Origin of the sequence: Halorubrum laminariae (assembly GCF_024494655.1) — an archaeon.
Lineage (GTDB): Archaea > Halobacteriota > Halobacteria > Halobacteriales > Haloferacaceae > Halorubrum > Halorubrum laminariae.
Genome location: NZ_JANHDL010000023.1, coordinates 1 through 21,182 on the forward strand (window position 1 = coordinate 1; position 21,182 = coordinate 21,182).

Sequence of the window (21,182 nt, forward strand, 5' to 3'; positions counted from 1 at the left end):
CACGATCTCCTCGTCAACAGCGACTCCAAACTTCTCTTTCGCCATAGCTACAACAAGCTAAGAACAGCGTGCACCAAGTGTACGGCGCTTCCAATTCGTTACAGCTGATTCAGCAAATCATGAGACCTCTTCTATGACACCCTCTTCCTTATCTAATCTGTTTCCGAAAAGAGGAGACCGGCTGGTCAGAGTTCTTTGGCTTCGATGGCGAGGTCGTCAGGCGGGCGCCGGGGTCTCGAACGGGGGAACTAACGATCTCGGTGGCCGTCTCGATCGCTTCCTCGACGCCGAAGCCGAGTGTGGTCTCGATGACCTCGCCGTTGTGGACGACGGTCGCGGCCACCGGGCCCTGAGTGTAGATGATCAGGTCTTCCTCAGTCGACTGGTACGGGTCTGCAGAGACGAGAGCTGGTGAGCACAGTCGAGCGAGCAGAAGCCGACGTGACCGTAGGCGGCGAGCATCGCCTGTATGTCGCAGCCAAGGAGAAGCGTCAGCGGGTCGTCGACGTCGTCGTGGCAGTCCTCGCAGGCGCATTCCTGCTCATCGTCGTCGAGTGTGGTTGTGAGGTCGAACTCGGACTGAGGCGTCGAACCGCGAAGTGTTTCGGACATGATTGTCTGTCGGGCCACCCCTCGGGTGAAACCCTCGTCTCCGGAGGAGGGGAATAATGTGGCCGACGCTGGCAGCCCGGTCATCGGGAGAGGTGGTGTTCGAGCGGTCAAGCGTCCGTAGCCGGTCTATGCCGCTCCGAGCCGTGCTGTCCATGCTGTTCCCCGTCTCGACAGTCCACTCACCCCCAAGCCGAACAGTCGCCCCTAGGGGGACACCAACACCGACGATCGTCCCACGGGGGACACCGAAGCGGATAGCCGTCATAGGGGACACCCAGCGGAGAGAGTCACCAGTAGGGAACCCACCCGTAGTAAGGAGCCACCTGACCCCGGAGTGCCGCTGTAAACAGAGCCGTGGAGAAACACAAGGAATGTGGACACACCACGTTTCCGCCGTAAGTCATCGATAGAGCGTCTGTAGTGGGAGAGTCTGTGGGAACACGTGTATTAGGAGAAGACGAGAGGAAGAGAGACAGACGAAACCTCCTCCCCACAGTACCGCCAGTCCCACGGGATCAGCATCACCGGGATTCCCTGCAGAATCGTCGGTCGTTGTTCGCTGCACTTCCCTCGTGTTGGGCTGTCGTCCGAGCGCAAAAAAAGAGGCTGGCCGGCTGGGCTTACTGTATCGCCTTCACCGCGATAACGACGACGAGACCGAGGAACCCGGCAGGGTACATCAACACGAACCCGGCCAGCGCCACCATCTCGAACACGGGGTGGACGACGAAGCCGAGAAACGCCGCCATCGTCACGCCGGAGAACCAGAGGAAGCCGTAGACGACGAGCGTCACGAAAGTGGGCGTCGGGAGCAGGAGCTGTCGGAGGACCTGCCAGTGGGTGGCGTCGAAGTCGAAGCGGTCGAGGAAGCCGTCCTCGTCGTCGCTGTCGTCGTCGTCGCCGTCGAAGTCCGGAGACAGTTGCTCGGTGTCGAGCCGGGGATGTGCCATCAGGCCACCTCGCCGGTGTCGACGATCTCGCCGTCCTCCCAGTCGACGAAGAACTCGGCCCCGCAGGTGCAGACGTACTCCGCCCGGGTGCCGTTCTGGTCGAGGAGGTCCACCTCGTTCAGTTGGTGGGTCATCGTCGGCACGGGCTGGTTGTGACACGTAGTTCTGATGCAGTCCGTCTGGAAGTCGGCAGTGTGGTCGATGTCGATACCGCTGTCGAAGCTTCGAGTGTTGCTACTCATAGTTGACTCTCGGGTCACCCCTCGGGTAACCCTCACCTCCGGGTGAGGGGTATAATGTTGATCTCGTTCGTCGGCCCGATTGGTGATGTGGCGGTGAGGTCTCGATCGGTGCCGCTGGTCCCCACGTTAGTACTATGTACTAACGAGGACAGAGCCGAAGTTGAGCGTGGTGCGTCGACGTCGATCGGGAGTCGAACTGTGGAGTGAGACGAGGGTCGAAAGTGGGTGTCGAGATCGGTGGTGAGCTGGTGGTGTGAGAGAGGGTCGAACTAGGTGTCGGTAGCCGCCGGGATTCGACCGTCGTGAACTGGTGGATTCAGTGGGTGGTTTGCTTCATCTGCACTACGGCCGTGTTGTGGTGGCTTGGTGGCGCAAAAAAAGAGGCGGACGACCAGCCGTTCTGGGTCCGTTCTGGGGGTCGGTCAGAGGTTCCTTCGACGGCACTTCGAACAGGCGACCTCACCACCGCCGAGGCGGGTGGCCTCGTCGCTGTCGCAGTAGTCGCAGCCGTCCGATGCGTCAGCCGTGTTGGCGTTGGCGATGATGGCGAAGAGGAAGGCGATTGCGAGGACGATGCTGAAGACCACGCCGATGCCGAACACGAGCAGTGCGAGTAGTGCGTTCATTGTCTTGAAGACCTCGTCTCTGGCAGCCAGCAATAATGCTACCATTCGGGTGGGGCCTGCCGACGCCTCGTCGGGTTGAGGTGGCGGTCCGTCTCACCGTGTTGAGACAGAGCGAGGCCCCCTCGTGAGAGGGGTGGCTCGTGGACAGCTTTGGGTCCATCAGAAGACTGAGAGGTTTCCGTCTGAGGAGCTGGGCGGTTGCTGTCGCCAAGGGGCAGCTGATGCCGGACGGAGACGATGCAAATCGTCGAGGGGACACCCGTCCTCGAGGTGGGTCGACTGCCGAGTCGAGATCGGGGTGGAACCGTCACCGGTCGGTCGCCGTCTGGCTGGCCGTCATGCAGTCGCCGGTGGCCGTGGCTGTGACCCTGCTGTCTGAGGGGTCGCCGTCGCCGGCGTGGCGATAGTCAGTTTCGTGAGGGGTTTCCCTCGTTGTGGATCAGACCGGTCGGTCTCGTCGTTCCGGGTATCCGGTTCGAAGCGGCGTAGTGTCGTCGCGACTGTGGTGCTGATCGTCGTGGTGACGGCCGTCACCGAGACGCAGGTCGATACCCTGTTGGTGAGAGAAGCCGGTCGGCGTCGACGAGTCGATCGCGGTCGGTCATCACGGGACTGTCGATCGTCGTTCGGAGTCGGTCACCGACGTCGGAGGTGAGGTCTCGCCGAGTGGTGCAGCCGTCCCCCACGGCGTCTGGTCCGGTGGTGTCTGCCAGCCGAATGGCGTCTGAATACTGAGGCTGACTGCCGGTGGATGTCTCGGGTTCCTGATACTGGTCGTGGAGTCGTGAATCGGCGGTGAGATGGATCGAGGTGTCGCCGTCTGAGTGAGGTGAACGGGAGTGGTGTCGTGTCGTCGTCGACGGCGTCATCCCGCCGGGGGGAGAGAGTGCCGAGTGGTGTGTGGCCGCCGGCCAGCTGGCAGTGTCCGGTGTGGTCTCGCTGTCGCCGATCGGAGTCGTGGGTGTCCCCGTCGTGTTGGGTCCGACTGACCCTCGGGAAGTTCGGGGGAGTCTGTGCCTCAGTAATCTGAGAGATATCGTGGTGGAACGGATGTGGTCTGAGGCGGTCGTGGATACTGACCGCCGTCTAGGTGGGAGTGGTGAGTGAGGCTGGATGCCGTGTGAGGTCCATGCTGATTCTGCTGTCCCTCTCCCCCTCTTTCTCCCTCCTTCCTCTGTCTCCAGATACCCAGTCCCCTTCAGGGGATTACTGGGGTGGTCCCTCTCTACTGCTGTATCACTCTTCTTACTCTTGGCCTTCTGGCCTGAACACCCCCACCCAACAGGGGTATATCGTACCTTTTCAACACGCCGCTGCCGAAATCGGGGGGGTCTCAGCAACCGTGAAATTAAGTCCGAATTGTGGAACCGCTGGAACGGCAATATACAGAGGACTGAGGTATGCGAGCTAGTCATATTCTTTGTAGACGTGATTTGGATGGTGTCCCCCTTGGATAGTCGCTCCCGTCTTGCGGTTTTCTGAGCATATCCGAGGGGGGTGGCTCAGAGGCGGTGAACATGGGTGCATTCCCACCCCGTATACTTATTTTCAGGAATATTCCCCGACTTATCGAGGATGTGGTACTTATACGTGAAACTAAGTCGGGATCTAGATTCATCCACCCCCCGGATACCCCGCCACGTCTGCCAATTCGAATCCCATATCCGGGGGGTAGACGGGGGAAATTGATCACCCCCGGATATGCCCCACGTCCCATTATTTTCAGTATTTGCCGATCAAGCTAGTTCCAAGATATATGCGTGTAAATAACCATCTAAACGCGGATTTTGGCTGTTGAGTTATTTTATCGAGGAAGTAGAGCGAATCATACGTAGACGGGAATCTCACTTCACCCCCCGGATACCCCGCCACGTCTAGCGATTTGGATTTCATATCCGGGGGGTGATCTGGGGTGTATAGGCTGAATCGAGATCTCGAGGAGAAGCAAGCTGAGACGGGTTTACAGAGAACACAGTTCTGGTGCCAATGGCCACAGTATGAGGTGGGCTGATCGGAGATGATTGCCGGCGAAAGAGCGACTAGTCTACACCGATCTCAACCGCTGTGTGGGGAGTGAATGTGGGCCTCGAACTGGCACTTATGATACCTCATCAAACGCGTATAGATTGCTAATATATCTGGTAGAAGTCGGGTGAATCAGAGTTGGAACAGCAAAACGAATCTGCGACGATCAGGGTGGTCGTTACTCGCTTTCGGTGAACTTGCCTTCGAGATCAGCGAGGTTTGCACCCTCGTCAGTGAGTTCAATTCCGAACCATGTCCGGACCTGTTTTCCGTCGTCAATACTGGGGCGACCTTCATCCAGTTCGATATCGACCTGTGCTTTCAGCGGCTGGGTGAACGCCCCCGGCGGGAGTTCTTTCAGGTCCACGTCATCGACCGACCTATCAGGATCGTTACGAACGTGACGGAGGTTGATCTGCGCCCACGCATTGAACGCATCACGGAGCTCTGCCTTCGGGACGAACATTGTCTCGTCGGTGTCGGTCGTGATCTCTCCGTCCTCGGTGTTGGTGTAGCGACGCAGGAATTGCTTCAGTGGGTCCGGTGCGTTGTCCCCAGTGAGGAACTGGCCGTACCGGCGGTGGATACTGTCGAAGGCGATCGTCTCTGTGTCGACGTCGGGCGACTCGTTGTCGTCGCCATCATCGCCGTCGTCTCCACCCGACCGGTCGCTATCGGCGAGCCGCGCGGGCGTGTATCCTGTCGTCTTCTCGATGTCTTTGAGAACTGGGAAGTAGACATCATCCGGGAGCTTCAGGGCGCGCTTGCCCGCCGTGTTCTGCCCCCCGGAGTCGCCGTTCGATTCGCCGTCATCGCCGTCGGAATCTTCCTCCGAACCGCCGAATTCTTCGAGGTCATCAGCCTCGCAAAATTCGTGCTCGATCGCGTAGCCAACAAGCCCCTTCAGGGGGATGGGTGTGTGCTCTGGGACGAGGTTGTTCTGGCGAGCGTAGGTCCAGAGATGGAGGTATTCCAAATCATCGAGAGTCTGACCACTTGCCGAATGTTTGGGGTCGCGCTTCCCCATGTCACACAGCGCGAAATGCTGGAAGTTATAGAGGGCATCCCGCTTGTGACAGTAGGCGGTTTCGTCGTCGATCACGACGAAGTAATTCTCCGATTCACCGAAGTGTCCGAAGGGGTTTGTTCCGCGAGAGCCGGGCGTGAGTCCAAGGTCGCGCAGGTCGAGTGTCCAGAGGGGATTATGGTTGCCTGTGAGCTCGCGATAGTCACCCTCTTCGACCCGGTCTTCGATCTCCTGTGGGTCGACGTCCATCGAGTCGGTGGCGTCGTTCACAAGCCCCCCGATGGAGCCTTTCGCAGCGGGGTGCTGTGACGGGTGGATCGTGGGGATGAATCCGAACAGTGAGAGGGGTGGGTAGACGTCGGGTGCTTGGGGCATCGGCTGGGCCATCTTCCCCGCCGTGCGAAGCGTGTCGAGATCGCTCACTGGCCACCGGTGAGTCGCCGCAATTTCATCCCGGTCTGCGTCGGGGTCAGACGGGATGATATACGGGTCGTAAATCGGGAGGTCTGCGGCGCTCCCATCGACGGTGATTGTCCCCACCGTTTGGGGGAGGTCATTGGCCGTCGGGAACCCGAGTGAATCGGGGGCCATTCCGGTGGGGTACTCGCCCACTGGGTCGGCCCGATCGGCGAGTGACTGCATCCATGCCGGGGCCGGATCGAGGTTCGCCGTCACATCGTCAGGCGGGACAGGCGTGTTCCCCAGCGACAGGCGCAGCGCCCAGTCGGCGGGCGGCGTGAGTGCGAGCCAGCCCTCTTGGAGGAAGTCATCAAGGTCGCGCTTCTCATCGCCGAACTGCGGGAGCTCTATGAGCCACACGTTGGTTCCACCGTAGTCCGTGTGGGTTGGCTCATCTTCGGGCACAAGCGACGCCTGTCCATCCTCGTCGGCGCTCTGTGCGGTCTCATCCGTCTCGGTGTCCACGTCGATGGCTCCGAGCCGACCGGCTACCTTCTCCCAGAGCTCGTCGTTGTCCTCGACGGGGTCGGCATCCCCGTTCAGGACTTCCTCACGGTACACCTCTGCCGAGGCCCGGACGCTCCCGGTGAAGGTGTCGTCCGGGGACGGCGTGTGGGTGTCGAGCACCCGGCCCATGTTGACCGCGCTGTCAACACCGGGGCCGTGCTGGTGGAGCTCGATGACTTCGCTGATGGGGCCTGTCGCCCGGAACTCGCCGTCTGTCTCCAACAGGTGAATCGGGACTTCCTCGGCAGTGACGGGTGTCGTCTCGTCGGCGTCGACGTCGGCGTCGGCGGGTGGTGCGACGCGGAGGTCCTGATCGTCGAGTTTGGCTTGGAGCGTCCCGTCGCGAGCGGCCTCGAGGACCAGCTTCTGCGTGAACATCTCGTCGCCGGGGAACTCGCCGGTGCAGAACAACTCGCGCAGGGCCATGTCGCGTTCACACCGGCGCTCGTCGTGGTCCTGATCCTCTTCGGCCAGTACCACCCGCTTTGGCGGGTCAGAGTCTTGGAGGAAGTACACGTCGGGGATCTCCCGGCGCTTGATGATGTCGGCGAGCACGTCACGGTGTTTCATCTTGAACGTCTTCGTCACCGGCGAGATGCACGGAATCCCGTGGGCATGGGCCGTGATCGCGTCGGCCATCCCCTCCGTAATCGCGAGCGGTTCGCCCTCGACGATGGTCTCACGCCCGTAGATGGGCTCGTCGGCGATGGTGTAGTTCTTCGTCGTCGCGAGCTTGGCGTACTTCCCCTTCGTGAAGTCTTCGGGGTGTGTGCCGTATTCGGTGTCGAAGTCCGGCTGCCGCCCGATGAAGAAGGCGACCTTGCCGTCCTCGTCGTAGTACGGGAAGATGTACCGCCCCCGGAAGAGACACGAGAGGTCGTTCGGGTTGTCGGGATCATCGAGCGTGGTGTAGTCGACGTACCCCTCGCCTGCCTCGTTCTCGCCGTAGGCGTCGTTGGGCTTGGTGAACAGGCCGGTCGCGAGCATCGTGTGGTGGCTGAACCCCTCGCTTTCGAGATGGAAGAACAGTTCCTTCCCGAAGGCGGGAGCCCACCCGAGCTGCTTGTCGGTGACGAGCTCATCGCTCCAGCCCCGGTGATCGGCACCGAGGAACTGGTACGGTTGGTCGGCGGCGGCGAACTCTGCGGGCTCGCCGGTGTTGTCGGCGGCGTCCTCGGTGGACTGGATGCCGGAGGTCTGGGCGTCCTCATTCGGTGGCATCGCGTCGGCCGCCTCGGGATCCTGCTCGACGGGGTACGCCGGGTCAGGCTCGTCGAGCGCGGTGAAGTATTCCCGCGGCGTCTCGGGTTTGCGGTAGCCCGCCTCGAACGCCTGCTCGTCGTTCCACGTGACGTTCTGGTCGATCGTCGTATCGAGTTGGCTGTGGAAGAAGCGGGCGGCTTCCTCGAGGCAGGCTTGGACCGCGCCGAGATCCGGCGTGGGGCTCAGCCGGAGGTCCGTGGGGTCGGCGTCGACGAGCGTGCTGTTGGGCTCCGCACGCGGCTCGCCCGCTGCGGTCTGTCCCACACGCCGCGTCTCGTCGGCGTCGCTCTGTGCGCCGTCTGTGTCGTCTGAGTCCGACTCTGTCTCGGTGGTCTCGGGAGTGGTGTCCGTCTCGCCGTCGTCGTCGCTCCCAGCGTCGGCCTCGGCGTCGGGCGTGGTGTCTGTGTCGTCTGTGTCTTCGGCCTCGCTGTGCGCGCCTGTGCGCGCCGCTGAGCCATCCCCGCTTTCAGACGGGGCGTTGGTCGTCTCGGTGTCCGGCGAGCCGTCCTCGCTCGTGCTGGCCGTGTCTGGCTCGTCGCTCTCACTATCCGCGTCCGTGGGCGTGAGAGAGTCGTCGTCCGTGGCGGGTGTCTCTCCCTCCTCGTCGGTGTCGGTGTGATCGTCAGTATTCTCAGAGGTTTGCTCAGAGGTATTCTGATCAGTATTCTCTGTAGTTTTCTCAGAGGGTTTCTCAGAGGGTTTCTCGTCAGTTGTCTCGGCTGGTGTGTCACCACCGTCCGGGTCGTCGTCGGAGTCGCCACCCGAACCGTCGCCACCGGAGTCGCCGTCGGAGTCAGAGTCGGAGTCCGACTCATCATCGTCGGTCGGCGGGTACGTATCCCGGTCGAAGGCCACGGGGTCAATCTCGGGGCCTTTCTCGTCGCGTGGTGTGTTGATCTTGAAGTGGTCCGTCTCGTCGTCACGGTACACCGCGCCGTGGTCGCGAGCCGTCTCAGTTGTCTCGGCGATTTTCTCGGTATCGAGCTCGTGGTGCCGCCGGAGTGCAATCGTCACCTCGGCTTCTGTGAGCGGCTCATGCGGCGTGGCCTCAAGCACGTCGAGGACGGCGTCCCAGAACGTCGGGATCGTCTGATCGCCGAGCACGATCTTCTTCCCCTCTTCCTTGATGACGCCGGCGTCGACGCCCGCACCGATTGCGGCTTGCGCCATCGGCTCTTCGAAGTCGTACTCGAGCGGGATTGCGAGGATGATCCGCGGGACGGTCAGCCCCTCGTCGTGGTCGCGACCGAGTGCATCCCACACGGGCACCCAGCTGTCCCGGCGTTGCATCTCTGCGACTTCCTCTTCGGTGAGGTAGTCCTCGTAGGCGTCACGCGGCCCGGGCAGGCGGACGGCGTCGTCACCGGCGGGCACGAGCTCTTCTTCGGCGAGCCCGATCCGGATCGCGTCAGCGGCTTGCGTGCCACGGATGCCGGGCCCATACCGAAGCGCACCGGGAAGGTTGTCCCGGAAGATGGCCTCGGTCTGGTTCACGTTTGCGGAGTCCCACACGTCCTGCCAGAAGGCGGCGTCGGTGGGATCTTTCGCGCCGAAGCGGTCGGTGACTGCGTCGTAGTCGATGTCGATATCACTCGGGGAACTATCCTCGTCAACGGTGTCGCTATTGGCGATGTAGTAGGTGCTCAAGTTGGTCATGGCGGCTGCGTAAGTGAACGTCACGGCGTCGATCGGGCTCGTCTCTTCGTCGCCCTCGTCATCTTCTTCGAGGATGCCGACCGGCCCGGCGCTGTCGTCGTCGACGCCGAACGGGTCGTCTTCATCCACGGTCGTGTCGACATCCGGGGCGAGTTCCTCGTCAGGCGTCTCGGCCTCATCCGTGGCCGGTGTCTCGTCCTCACCCGAGGAGTCGTCATCGTGGATGCCGACCGGGTCACGGGCGTTCTCCCCGATGTCGAGGGCAGCCATTGCCCGGTAGACCGGCATGTGCTTCTCGGGAACCATCGACTCCAGCGCCTCGTCGGGGATGGTTGTGTACTGCTCGCCGCCGGTTACGGATTCGCCGGTGTGGGTGTCGGTGTTGTTCGGGAGTTTGCTCGGCAGAACCCGGTCGGGGATGGGAACTGCCTCCCGTGTGAACCCGGCGCGGTCTAAGTCGATGTCTGTGTCGTCGTCATTGTCGGAGTCCTGCTGGCCAAGTGCAGCCTCCTCTGGGACTTCTTCGATACTGGTGTACGTTCCATCAGGGACAGGCTCAGTATCCGTGTCGTCTGTCTCTGCGTCGTCATCTGGTGGCCCCTCGTCAGTGTTGGTGTTTGCCTCCTCGTCACCGGCGGTGTCAGTCTCCTCGTCGTCGTCTTTGTCTGCTGGCGAGAGGAAGTCTGGAAGCGGCGTCTGGACGATGTCCCAGTCGTCTTCCGTGGGTGTCTCCTCGAACTCGCGTTCGGGGACGAACGGTTCGTAGACGAGCTGCCAGTCGTCGCGGAGATCGCCGAGCGTCCGGTAGCGTTGGACTTCGCCACCGGGGTAGACGACCCACTCGTTGTTGTGCTCGTCAAAGCGGCACCAGACGTCGAAGGCGTTCGTCGAGCCGAACCCTTCGTCCATCCGGAGTGCCCCCTTCTTCGCGCCGTTGGTCATGCCGTCGTACAACTGGATCTGGTCGTCGTGGGTGTTGACCCAGACGGCCTGTTTCCCTTTCTCGATGAGTGCGTGCTTGCGCTCACCGTCAGTGGGAGTCCCCAACTCGAGGTAGTCTGTCTTGTTGTAGTACAGCGGCATCGGGTCGCGCTCGGTGATATCACCCGCATCCTCTGCATCCTCGTTCGGACGCATCCGGAGATGGTCGCGGATGAACATCGGGTCCGTGAGGATGTGGTTGACACGGGCGGCGGGTGCTGTCCGGTCTTTGGCCTCCATCTCGGGGGTGATGAACATCGCCCGCTGGCCGCTCCGAGCAGCCCGAGCGAGATTCTGCAACGTGTGTGCCGGCTTTTTGTACGTCGATGTCTCCGCCTCGATAGCGATGACACCGCCGTCAGAGAGGTCTGCGGCAATCGGGTAGTCGGCCTTGAACCGCTCAAGGAGTCGCGACGCCCGCTTCGTATCGACCGTTGTGCTGATTGGTGGGTACGCCACCGCGTCGGGGAGCTCCTGTTTGTTGTCCTGCTGGACGATGCTGACCTCCATCCCCGTCGCCGACAACATCACGAACGCCCGGCGGAGGACTTCGTTGTGTTTCTCCGTCTGGTGCCGCCAATCGTCTTCGGCCTGCTCGAGCACTGAGCGGATGCCCTTGTCGGTGATCGACAACTCCGTCTTCGGGTCGTTGATCCGAACTTGCCCCGCGGGCGTCCCGCCGGTCCCCCGGACATTCTCTGCCTCTTCTTCAGCGTCTTCATCCGCGAGTTCGATATACTCCCGGTCGACCAGTACGCCATCGGGGAGTTCTTCGAAACCCGTCGATGTCCGCCGGTGGAACCCCTCGTCCACTTCCTCGACGGTAACGGTGAGCGTCTCGTCGTCCTGCATCTCCGGCGGGTTGATGTTAAGCGCGGGTGCTGGCTCGAGTGTGTCGTAGTTGCCGGGCAGCGCGTCGAGAGCGTTCTCGCGGATCTGCTCCGACCACACGGCTTCGAGGAAGCATTTCGTCAGGTCGTTTTCCCCACCGAGGTGCATCAACGCGTGCTCGGACTCATCGAGATTCTGCTCGAGCGCATCGACGCCGTACTCTTTGAGGTTCTCGCCGATGATCTCTTCGGCTTCTTCGGGCGTCCGCCGCGCCGGGTAGGGCGCGAACGTGTCCGGTGCAAGCGGGTCCGACCGCATTGGCCCGTCCTCGTCCATCGTCGAGATCGTCGTCAGCGCGGTGTACGCCGGCAGCGACATCAGCGTGCCCGAGTCGATCGAGTCGTCGTCGAACCGCTCGGCGATAATCCGGGCGTCGTCCACCTCCGTCACACCGAAGCTGAGGAGGGTGTCCGTGTTCCCGAACATCTGCTTGAGCGTCTGGGGCGCAATGTCGCGCACCTGCGAGGGGTTCTGCAGGCAGGTGATGACTCCCATCTTCCCGGAGCGGGCCTTCGAGAGCATCTTGTCGAGCGCCATGTTCTCGGAGGCGATGTCGTCAAACTCGTCCATGATCGCGAAGAAGGGTTCGCGGTCGGCTTCCTCGACCTTCTCGCGTTTCCGGATGGTCGACCATACCCGGCGCATGATCCCCGTCGAGACAACCTTCCGGATCTCGTCAGAGCGGACGGTGTTCCGCACAAGGATGATCTTCCCCTCTTCGACGGCGTGAGAAATGTTGATTGTGCCGTCCCTATGGGCCACGATACCGCGGCTCACGGGATCCTCGACCCAGTCCTGAATCCGCCGTAGGACCGGGTCTATCTCCTCGACATCCATGTCTGCGATTTTCGTGGTGTACTCGTGGATGAAGCTCATCCCCTCTTGGCTGACGACGTTCGCGAACTTCGCGCGGCTCTCGTTGTCGGCCAATACGTAGTACATGTCCACGAGCGTGAACTTGCGTCGCGACCGGATCATCGCCCGGGCGATGTTGGAGGTTATCCCCTCCATCTTCGGTCCCCAATACTCACCCCCGCGCAGGACTGCCCGCAGGTCGTTGATAATGGACTCAACCTCCCGGTCGAACTCGATTTCCGTCTCGCACTCGCCGGGTTCGAGGAAGTTGATCCCCGCGACTTGGTCGTATGTTTCGCTGCCGGGTTCGATCCACACGATGTCGTCCATCCGCTCGTCGGGCAGCTGGGTGATGAGGTCGTCGACGGTGTCGCCTTTCGGGTCGATGAACACGAACCCGTGACCCTTCCGGGCGATCTGGTTCATCATCATGTTCAGGGTGGTGGACTTGCCCTTCCCGGTCGACCCGAAGATCGTCATGTGACGGAACCACGAGAACGGTTCGAGCCCGATTTCGCGGATGCCGTCCATCGGGTTGTTGTCGTAGCCGAGCCAGATGGGCTCGTCCGGGTGATGGGTGTGCGAGTGGACGAGCCGGTCGCGAACGTCGAACCCGGCGAAGACGTCGCCGTCTTGTGCGCGTCCCTTCCCGCTGGCGGTGGCCGTGAGCTCGAACGGGAAGTACCGCTGGAGGCCCGGCTCCCGGCGGAGTTGGACATCGGTGCCGGACTGGTCGTAGGTGTAGTGTTGGTGGTGGGCGGGGTTCTCGCGACCGCGTGTGTACGGGCTTGGCGGGCCCGTGGAGTCGTCGGTCGTCTCCGGCAGGTCGTCGTCGGGCGTGGCCGGGAGATCGGTGACGCCCTCGGCATCCTCGGGTGGGATATCTGGCCCACTCGGTGTTTGGGATTTGGTTGAAGATCCTGTGTCGGACTCGTCTACGTCCGTGGCGGGTGTCTCCTCCTCGTCAGGGGTAGTGCGGGCCCCCGGCGCGTCGAAGACGTCCTCGCGAGCGTCAAGTTCGTCGAGGTCGATCCCGAGTTCGTCGGCCCGGCGGTTCTGGAACTTCCGGATGAGGTTGTCGGCGACGTTGTCGTTGTACTGGCTTTTGATCTTCTCACGGGTGAGTTCCCCGTGGATGAACTTCCGGTACGCCTCATTGAACGCCTCCTGTCTCTCGGGTGACGATTCGATGTCGAAGGTTGCCGTGGTCGTGTCGTCGTCGCCGTCGTCGCTATCGGTGGTGTCGTCGAAGAAGAAGCGAAGCAGGGTGCCGAGCCCCTTCATGAAGATGTTGTCTTCTTCTTCGGGGGCGTCGGTGCCGACAGTGTCGGTTTCTTCGGCCTGATCGCCTGAGAGTGACGCCATCGCCGAGGCTTCGCCGCCGAGTTCCGACAGGTCACGATTCACCCGCATGTCGGGTGGTTTGGTCGTGCGGTTTGCCTGTGCGGGTGGGCGGTTGCCGACGCCTTTCCGCGTCCAGTCGACGTTCGTCATGTTCACCTCCTCGCCGGGGAGGTGTGCGAGGCCGGCGAGCTCGGAGACGTTGAGCGAGGTCTGGTCGTAGGAGAACTCGCGGGCGGCCGTCCGCCGAGCGAGTTCCTTGACGCCTTGCTCTTTGAACGCGAGCGGCAGGAGTGTCTGGCCGGTCTCCTCGTTGTGGTACTGTGAGGAGAAGACGCTCCCGATGCCGTGGGCGTGGTGTTTCGCGATATCCGGTGAGGACGCGAACACGAGGAAGCGGATGTTGAGGTAGTACGCCTGCTTGCCCTCCTGATTGAGCACTTCCTCGGCAGCCCGCTTGTCTTTCGCGGAGGGGTCGTCGAGCCGCGGCGAGAAGTAGCTCCCGTTGATCCGGCCGTAAGTGAGGCTGTCGTTGATCTGGTCGGCGCTCCATTCGTGATATTTGAGCCCCTCTGTCCACTTGGGGCTCGCCGGTGTGAACACGAACTGGACGATCGCGACCTCGTTGCTGTAGCCGACGAGTTCACTCAGGGTGCTGCGGAGTGGATCCGTCTCGAAGGCGTCTGGCCCACTCGTCCCACGGAGTGGCCGGTACTTCTCCTTCTCGAGTTCGAGCTTACCCCCGGCAAGGTACATGCCGGGCTCGATCTCGGGGAAGGGGTTGTCGACGGGCTTGATCTCGGAGTTGGGGTAGAGCCCGGAGACTTGTTGGCGGAACTCGCGCTGGTGGATGCTGTCGGGGAGTCCCCAGTGGAACTTGACCGTCTCGTCGGTCAGGACCATCTCGAAGGAGAACTTCTTGGGCTGCTCAGCGAGGTTGAATCGCTGGGCGAGCTTGGAGTGCGAGACGCTCTCGTTGTGGAAGCCGGAGATGAGTTCCTCGGCGTACTTGAGCCCATCCTCCTTCTTGTGCGGGCGGACGCGGTTGAGGCTGCCGGCGTAGCCGTCAGCGGCCTCGGTGATCGTGTCGATGAGGGCTTGGTCAACTTGCGGTGCATCTGGCTCCCGGGATCCGAGCTGGGTATGGCGGAGGTGCTTGATCCAGTCCGGGAGTGTGTGGTCGTGAATGCGATTGAGTGGGTTTTGCATGTCAGGCACCCCCTCCAACCGAGATTACTGCTAGTTCTTCAGAAGTAGTCTTCCTCGTACAGTTACCACTACTTATCAGCCATTGGTTAAGAATCGACCACAGAATCTCAACTAGTTTACTCCGGTGTGCTCCGCAGTTGTGACTCGGCGTATCACCGAATCCGGTTGATTCGGGATATTCAGTCTGCGTCCTACGCTGGACAATTCGCAGGTTCAATCGAGCCGTAGTGTTGTTTGTTTGGCTATCTCTCTGAGTATCAGGTCTTCCTTTCATTGCCATCGACGGCCGACCTGCGCGAGGTTCGACCGTCTCTGGGTTGGTTAGACACAGCACAGACGCTGGACATGTCGGATATACCAACATAGGCAAGTCCGATAGAGTTTGCTCGGACTTGGCTTAGCCTTCTCATATCACCGTCTATGATCCCACTTTTAATAAAACTAAGGACGGGTCGCAGGGGTAGTGTTTAGATAAGCTGATTCCATGCGAAGGCGAACGCTTGGAGCCAACTTTCGGCGGTGTTCGGTTCGACGTGACTGAACGTATTTGAGAATTGGTTTGTTCGCCGTTTTAGTTCGCGAAAGACACGTTCGACGGCATTCCGATTCCCATGAGTGACGTGTTGGAATCGGAGCCCGTGACGATGACAGGCCGCGTGTAACCACGGAGCACCGTCGACGAGAAACGTCGCGTCGTCGACCTGATGTTTCTCACGGAGTTCTGAGAGAAACATCGAAGAGATCGCGTTTGTTCTCGTCGGATAGAGCCGAACGTGGAGCAGGCGGTTCGTGTCGGGATCGACAGCAGCGTACAGCCAATATCGCTCTGAATTGAGCTGAATCACGGTTTCATCGACCGCAACGTGATTCGGGTTGGCACCGTCTGTCGGCTGTAGATCGGCTTTCTGAACCCACCGATGAACGGTGGTTCGATGGCGATTGACACCCAACTTCTCAAGAATCGAGACGGTATCCGACAGTGATAATCCAGCCAAATGGAGTCGGATGCCGAGCTTCATCGCCGACTCGGGTGTCGCCTCTCGCTCCAGAAAATCTAACTCGATACAACCGCTATCGCCGCTGAGGCGGTCGAATGAGAGCATGAACCACTCGACCTTTTGACCGCCTCATCCTTCGACCTTATCTCAACACCGCCCCGTCGCAGGTCGTCGGTGTCCCGAATGTGGACACACGAGTAAAGGCTATCACGGCAGGCGGAGTTCGAGTGTGAGAAGAGTGGTCGGCAACGAATTCGGACTATGATGGATCGAAGAACGTTGAGTGGCGGTACATCCGTCGCGGGCTACAGTCCTCGCGATGGACGGGTGACAGTCAACTCGCCCTGAAGTCAGGAATGGTGACGCCGAATCAGGGTTCGTCCTGTTCCCCTAATGGGGTAGAGGCCGAGTTCACTGACAAACCCCACGCCCCCGTACGCGGGACCGTTGACACATTCTCGCTCAGTGTTTCCGAAGTTCTCTCTGAATCGGCTATCATCGATCGGAGCCGGAAAACTGAGATTTTGATGAGAATAGCAATAGAACGCCACTAGACAATCACTTAGCCGCATTTGGATTGTCTGTTTAACCGAGTAGCGAACTGTTAATTGGCGATGACTGAGAGTCCCTATGTCGCGAGTACGGTCCCAGAAATAAACGCGACACCGGCGAGCACACCACCGGCCACAAAAAGGGCGTAGTTGGCGATCGGATTCGCGGCTTTCACTATGTCAAGCGTGTACTTTTCGTTGTTGAGAGGTTTGAACGGCTGAATCCCCATCGGGGTCAGCGCATCCGCGAGCAGATGTGCACCGATCATGGTGAGTCCGATGAGGGCACCAAATGAGGCAAGTAGAGCACCGGTCATCAGCCCGTTAGATCTTACACCAACGACGAGGCCGGCAACAGCGAAAACGGACGCAACGAGCAGCATGAACCAGATGGTATGCGTCGGGCCGCGGTGTTGAATGAATGGCACGCGCTGATCCAAGTCGGGAAGCATCGACCCACCGACGACGACAGCACCGCCGAGAATCGCGAACTCACTAGCACCGAAGGCGGTAAGGACGAACCCCACTGGCGAGTAGACAGCAAGTGACGCGCCGTAGTGGCCGGGACGGTGCATATTTCGAATGAGCCCGAGATACCGACCCTGATGCGCTAGTCAGGCACTGTGGTCGATGTACTGCGCTTCCCATTCGGCTCGTGCCTCAATCTCTCTCGTGCCTCGGCGAGTAGTGGTGTACTCGTTAGTCCGTCGATCGCGCTGACTTTTTTCGACAAGCCCTTTCTCAACAAGCGTGTCGAGATTTGGATAGAGACGTCCATGATGGATCTCTTTTTCGTAGTAATCCTCGAGCTCGTCTTTGATCGCGAGACCGTGTGGATCATCAAGGCCGGCGATTACGTATAGCAAGTCCCGCTGAAAGCCTGTGAGGTCGTACATACTTCTTCGTACGTATTCGAGTTTTGAAATACTACTGGTCTGTAAAATGATGTTATGACAACACATCAGTCGAACTGTTTATTTGGCTGTGTTGAATCGCTGTAAGGCGGAGTGATTCACTGTTTGACGAAGCGTTTGATGTTATAGACGACACACATCAGCGCGATTTCGCGGAACTCACGAAACCATGACCGCGCTCGCACGGCGAAGCCGAGCGAGCGCTTTACAGCCGAGTTCACAGTTTCGGTCATAGAGCGCTGATTATAGCGATTATCGTCGATTCTGGCGTTGTGTGCGTGGTCGTACGGTGCGAAGATGCGGTGCTTGATCAGCGGTCTGATCCCGAGATCGCGTAATCCTTCGCGGAGCGATTGCTTGTCGTAGCCTTTATCGGCCGCGAGAGACCGCAGATCGCCCGCATTCCGGCGGGCGATCTGCTCAGCAAGATCGGCGTCACTTCCTTCCCGATTTGTTGAGCAGTGAACGTCAAGGACGGCTTGCGACGCTGTATCAACGAGTTTCGTGACTTTCAACTTCTGAACGCGATAGCTGATTCGCTGGCAGTAGTGGCGGCTGGCTGGTGAGCGGTCGTAGAATGTGGCGTCGATCGCGGCGTGTTCTGAGAGATCGTGCAGCTGCGCCGACTGGCGCAGCAGCACTCGACAGACGCTCATGCTGATCCGGTCGAACGCCTTACACAACGTGGACGGCACGGGGAGATCGGCCGCTTCAAGGCCGATCTCCCCGATTATTTGTGGCATCTCTTTGAGCAGGTCGATCGTCATGCGGTACGACGTATCGAGGTAAATCCGGAGACAGTGAAGGGAAACGAGTGCGTAGTCGGCGAATCCGCCGCCACCGTCCGGGGCGGCGGATTCGCCTCCATCGCCAGTAACTCTTTGAACAACCGGCACAACTTCCCCGATGAAGCGGGAGATTTGCGTCATAGACAACCGCAGTTTCCCGCTTCAACTCCTTTGATTTAGTGGCCTACCTCGCTGCCGTATGGCGATTCAACACAGCCGTTTATTTAAAAACAGCTCTGTCGTGGGCTCTGAATTCTTTTCCTTCAGCCATTGCAAACAGTTGATTGCTTGTTGGCCGTCCTGAATCCTGAATTTCTGACTCTGTTGAAATCCTCAGCAAGTGATACATTCTGATCCGGGGGTGGCCAATACAGGTGAACCACTTTTCGGCAGGTACTTCATTCAATTTACTTGATTTACGATATGCTTTCCCGCGAGAATCAGAAACTAGTCGCCTCTGCTGTGGTAGTCTTGCTTATTATTGTCGCCCTACGGGTATTGACGGATTTTGGGGTGATGTTGAGGTTTGCGATCGTCGTCGTCGCCTTAGTCGTTACACAATCTATTTTCGAACGGGTGTATCAGTAAGCATTACTCAGCGACCGGCTGTTTCATCCCAATATATATCTGAAGAATAGGATTTCAACAGAGCCTATAATTCCAATCAGTCTAGACGGTCAAGCGAGCCATGGAGTTCCTCGTTCTGAATATGGGTGCAGAACTGTGCGCAGAGCCGACAGCAGTCCGCGGCATCGGAAAACGTGCGAACACTGGCGTCCCAGCGTGCGTGGACGGCACCAAGCATCGCACTACGAACTGTTGGTTCGGTCGCGATCATGACTCGTCGCGTACGCGTTGGTGGCGTCGCATCGGTCGCCGGCCCCTGCATCCCCGTCGTCGACAGAAGATCCTCAAGGACGCTTCCGACCTCGATTCCGACACCGAGGTTGTCGCCGACCTGTGGGGCGATGAAGATCGTTGCATTACTCGCCTGCGCAAAGGCGATACTCTGTGTGGCGGCATCCATCTCGTCGAGCGGGATCCCCACGTCGATTGCCAGAAATGCATTGAAGCCGCGATCGCGGAGGCAGTCCCGCGTCTCCTGCAGGAGCCGCAAGACATCGTCTTCGGCATACTCGCCGGTGGTCTCGTCCCACGTCGCAAACGATGGGGCATCGGTTTTGACATCGGCGTCCGTCGGCAGTAGCGCGTCAACGTCGAATGTCCGGTATGGGCCCATCAAATAGACGAGAAACTGTTCCCGTCGGACGGGAGCGAGCGCGTCTGAATCACCGGCGGCGCGGGGGAGGTTGTCGATAATCCGTTGCCGCATTCAACTCGTCGATTGGGAACAGTAGTATATAAATATCAGTGTTTTCAAGAATATTCTAGTCGAGAATGACTAAGTACGTGGCGTTGCAACGTACAACCTGAGACACCCCAAATGTCTGAAACCGATCGCCAGCCAACAGAGGAGGTCCGCCAGCCGGAGCCGCCGCTTCCCGAAGATAGCGGGCTGACTCTCGCGGAGTATCTTGCTATGCAACAGGCGATCGGCCACCCGACACGGTTTCGGATCCTCCGCACGCTTGTCGCCAACAACGAACTGAGTGCCTCGGATCTCAAGGCCGCGGTCGATGTCGAATCACACAATTACCACTACCATCTCGACGAATTGGTCGATGTTGGGCTCGTCGACAAGCGCCAGCGACGGACCGCTGACAGTCAAGGATTCTATACGTACTATCGGCCAACAGCGATGGGACGCGGCATCCTTGAGCACGGTGTTGAGGAGCTGATGCGTCGTGAACAGGAGTTTAACGACGCTTATTCTTGACATATTTAATTCGACAACTACTGTTACCACAGGGGATGTCATAGAACAGTTCACATACCCGCAGTACGGCGATCTAGACCAAGATTAATTGTGGTCTAAGCGTGTAGTCAGAAGCGACGACGTAGCTACTCTGTCCGTTCGTTTTCGAGCCGTTCGGCGACCTCCTCAGGGTGCTGTATCGCGACCTTCAACACCGCCTCGTGTAACTCTCGTCCCGTCTCGTTGCGGATATCCCGGTCACGGAGGTGGCGTTTCACCTCGATATCGAGGAAATCCTCAAACTTCTCGTGTGTGGATTTCCGTGGGTAGATCTGCGCTTGGACGGATTCGTCAAAAGAGAAGGCTGGCTGGTTTCTGTCGTCTACAGTCGACATGCTCGTATCCTGCCCGGTGGTCTCATCGGCGTCGACGACGGGTCCGGACCCCTCTTCCTCTGTCGCTTGGTCTTTTCCCGCCTCGTTGAGGTCATCAAATCCGGTCATCGGTCGATCCCTCCTTGTTCGACGATCTGAGCGAGTTCGGCGTAGTTCTCCAGTTGGTCACAGCTCTCGTCGTAGTCACGGACGGGAAGAGCAGCGTCGTGCGCAGCGTCGATGGCACCACGGAACCGGATCCCCGGAAGCCCACCCTCGTACTCACCGACGTCGATAGCGTCCCACTCCTCATGGGTGATGCGGGCGTAGGAAGGAATGATCTCGTCGGCGATATCGAGGGAGTTAAGCTGTTCGAGCAGACCCCGATCGCGGGTGTCCTGATCGATCCGGCTGTTAAGCGCTGTTGGTGTCACCGCGAGGATGTTTAGCTCGAAGTACTCCCGGGCTTCCTCGACGAGCCGTTGAATCGTATTCGAGAGGCCAGAGTCGTAGCCACTCTCAGGTTTGAGCGGAATGATAATGTTCCGCGTGGCGTACATCGCGTTGTCGTTCAGTTTCCCCCGGTTTGCTGGGCAGTCGACGACGATGTAGTCGTATTCGTCACCGAGTAGCGGATCGACGAGATGCTTGCGAAGCCGGGCGCTCCCCATCGTTGCGTTCCGGAGTTCGTTCTCGACGGATTCAAGTTCGGTATGGGCTGGGAAGAGGTCGAGACCGTCGACGACATTCGTGATGTACTGGATCGGCTCCTCGCTGTCGACGAGGACACGCTGTGTATGGTTCACCCCACTTGTAAACTCGTCTTCGAACCCGAGTTGGCGGGTCATGTGCCCGTTGTCGTCGAGGTCAATAACGAGCGCGCTCCCATTGCGGTGGGCGAGTTCGCGCGCCGTGTTGATGGCGGTAGTCGTCTTCCCGAAGCCGCCTTTCAACACGCCGACGCTGACCGCCCGTGGTTCTGTTTCAGACATAGGTATGGTAGCTAAGGTAGCTATGGCATCTGTGCCACCTGAGGTAACTGGTGCAGTTCCTCAATTGCCATAGTCCCTGTTTCTGCCTGAAACAGCGTCTGCGCC

15 protein-coding genes are annotated in these 21,182 nt (G+C 59.8%); 1 reads left to right on the forward strand and 14 read right to left on the reverse strand.

Going from position 1 to position 21,182, the window contains the following annotated elements; all coding sequences use genetic code 11:
• Positions 1-148: 148 nt before the first annotated feature.
• From NO887_RS17635 to NO887_RS17695, 12 genes are all read right to left on the reverse strand, one after another.
• On the reverse strand, positions 149-343 hold the full coding sequence (locus NO887_RS17635; RefSeq protein ID WP_256419485.1) for a hypothetical protein: 195 nt from the start codon (positions 341-343) through the stop codon (positions 149-151).
• Positions 344-363: 20 nt separating this feature from the next.
• Complete coding sequence (locus tag NO887_RS17640; protein ID WP_256419486.1) at positions 364-612, reverse strand: hypothetical protein; 249 nt, start codon at positions 610-612, stop codon at positions 364-366.
• Between the two features lie 620 nt (positions 613-1,232).
• On the reverse strand, positions 1,233-1,562 hold the full coding sequence (locus NO887_RS17645) for a hypothetical protein (RefSeq protein ID WP_256419487.1): 330 nt from the start codon (positions 1,560-1,562) through the stop codon (positions 1,233-1,235).
• Positions 1,562-1,804, reverse strand: a complete 243-nt coding sequence (locus tag NO887_RS17650; RefSeq protein WP_256419488.1) for a hypothetical protein — start codon at positions 1,802-1,804, stop codon at positions 1,562-1,564. Before NO887_RS17650 ends, NO887_RS17645 begins: the two co-directional genes overlap by 1 nt.
• Positions 1,805-2,226: 422 nt before the next feature.
• Positions 2,227-2,430 (reverse strand): hypothetical protein, encoded by a 204-nt coding sequence (locus NO887_RS17655; protein ID WP_256419489.1) that lies wholly within the window; start codon positions 2,428-2,430, stop codon positions 2,227-2,229.
• A 530-nt stretch (positions 2,431-2,960) separates the two neighbouring features.
• Complete coding sequence (locus NO887_RS17660; RefSeq protein ID WP_256419490.1) at positions 2,961-3,299, reverse strand: hypothetical protein; 339 nt, start codon at positions 3,297-3,299, stop codon at positions 2,961-2,963.
• A 1,334-nt stretch (positions 3,300-4,633) separates the two neighbouring features.
• The gene (locus NO887_RS17665; RefSeq protein ID WP_256419491.1) at positions 4,634-14,644 is read right to left on the reverse strand and encodes a DUF8128 domain-containing protein; all 10,011 of its coding nucleotides are present in this window, start codon (positions 14,642-14,644) and stop codon (positions 4,634-4,636) included.
• Positions 14,645-15,111: 467 nt separating this feature from the next.
• A complete protein-coding gene (locus NO887_RS17670) occupies positions 15,112-15,747 on the reverse strand; it encodes an IS6 family transposase (RefSeq protein ID WP_256419492.1) in 636 nt (211 codons plus the stop codon).
• A gap of 523 nt (positions 15,748-16,270) precedes the next feature.
• The gene (locus NO887_RS17680; protein ID WP_256419493.1) at positions 16,271-16,768 is read right to left on the reverse strand and encodes a metal-dependent hydrolase; all 498 of its coding nucleotides are present in this window, start codon (positions 16,766-16,768) and stop codon (positions 16,271-16,273) included.
• Between the two features lie 39 nt (positions 16,769-16,807).
• Positions 16,808-17,089, reverse strand: a complete 282-nt coding sequence (locus NO887_RS17685; RefSeq protein WP_256419494.1) for a helix-turn-helix transcriptional regulator — start codon at positions 17,087-17,089, stop codon at positions 16,808-16,810.
• Between the two features lie 116 nt (positions 17,090-17,205).
• On the reverse strand, positions 17,206-18,036 hold the full coding sequence (locus NO887_RS17690; protein WP_256419495.1) for an IS5 family transposase: 831 nt from the start codon (positions 18,034-18,036) through the stop codon (positions 17,206-17,208).
• A 523-nt stretch (positions 18,037-18,559) separates the two neighbouring features.
• On the reverse strand, positions 18,560-19,228 hold the full coding sequence (locus tag NO887_RS17695; protein WP_256419496.1) for a DUF7509 family protein: 669 nt from the start codon (positions 19,226-19,228) through the stop codon (positions 18,560-18,562).
• A 111-nt stretch (positions 19,229-19,339) separates the two neighbouring features.
• On the opposite strand from NO887_RS17695, the gene NO887_RS17700 reads away from it, so the two are divergent.
• Positions 19,340-19,732: a winged helix-turn-helix domain-containing protein gene (locus NO887_RS17700; protein ID WP_256419497.1), complete on the forward strand. Its 393-nt coding sequence runs from the start codon at positions 19,340-19,342 to the stop codon at positions 19,730-19,732.
• A 125-nt stretch (positions 19,733-19,857) separates the two neighbouring features.
• On the opposite strand, the gene NO887_RS17705 is transcribed toward NO887_RS17700, so the two are convergent.
• Complete coding sequence (locus NO887_RS17705) at positions 19,858-20,214, reverse strand: DUF7970 domain-containing protein (protein WP_256419498.1); 357 nt, start codon at positions 20,212-20,214, stop codon at positions 19,858-19,860.
• Positions 20,211-21,077: a ParA family protein gene (locus tag NO887_RS17710; RefSeq protein WP_122106743.1), complete on the reverse strand. Its 867-nt coding sequence runs from the start codon at positions 21,075-21,077 to the stop codon at positions 20,211-20,213. The genes NO887_RS17705 and NO887_RS17710 overlap by 4 nt, the downstream gene beginning before the upstream one ends.
• Positions 21,078-21,182: the final 105 nt, after the last annotated feature.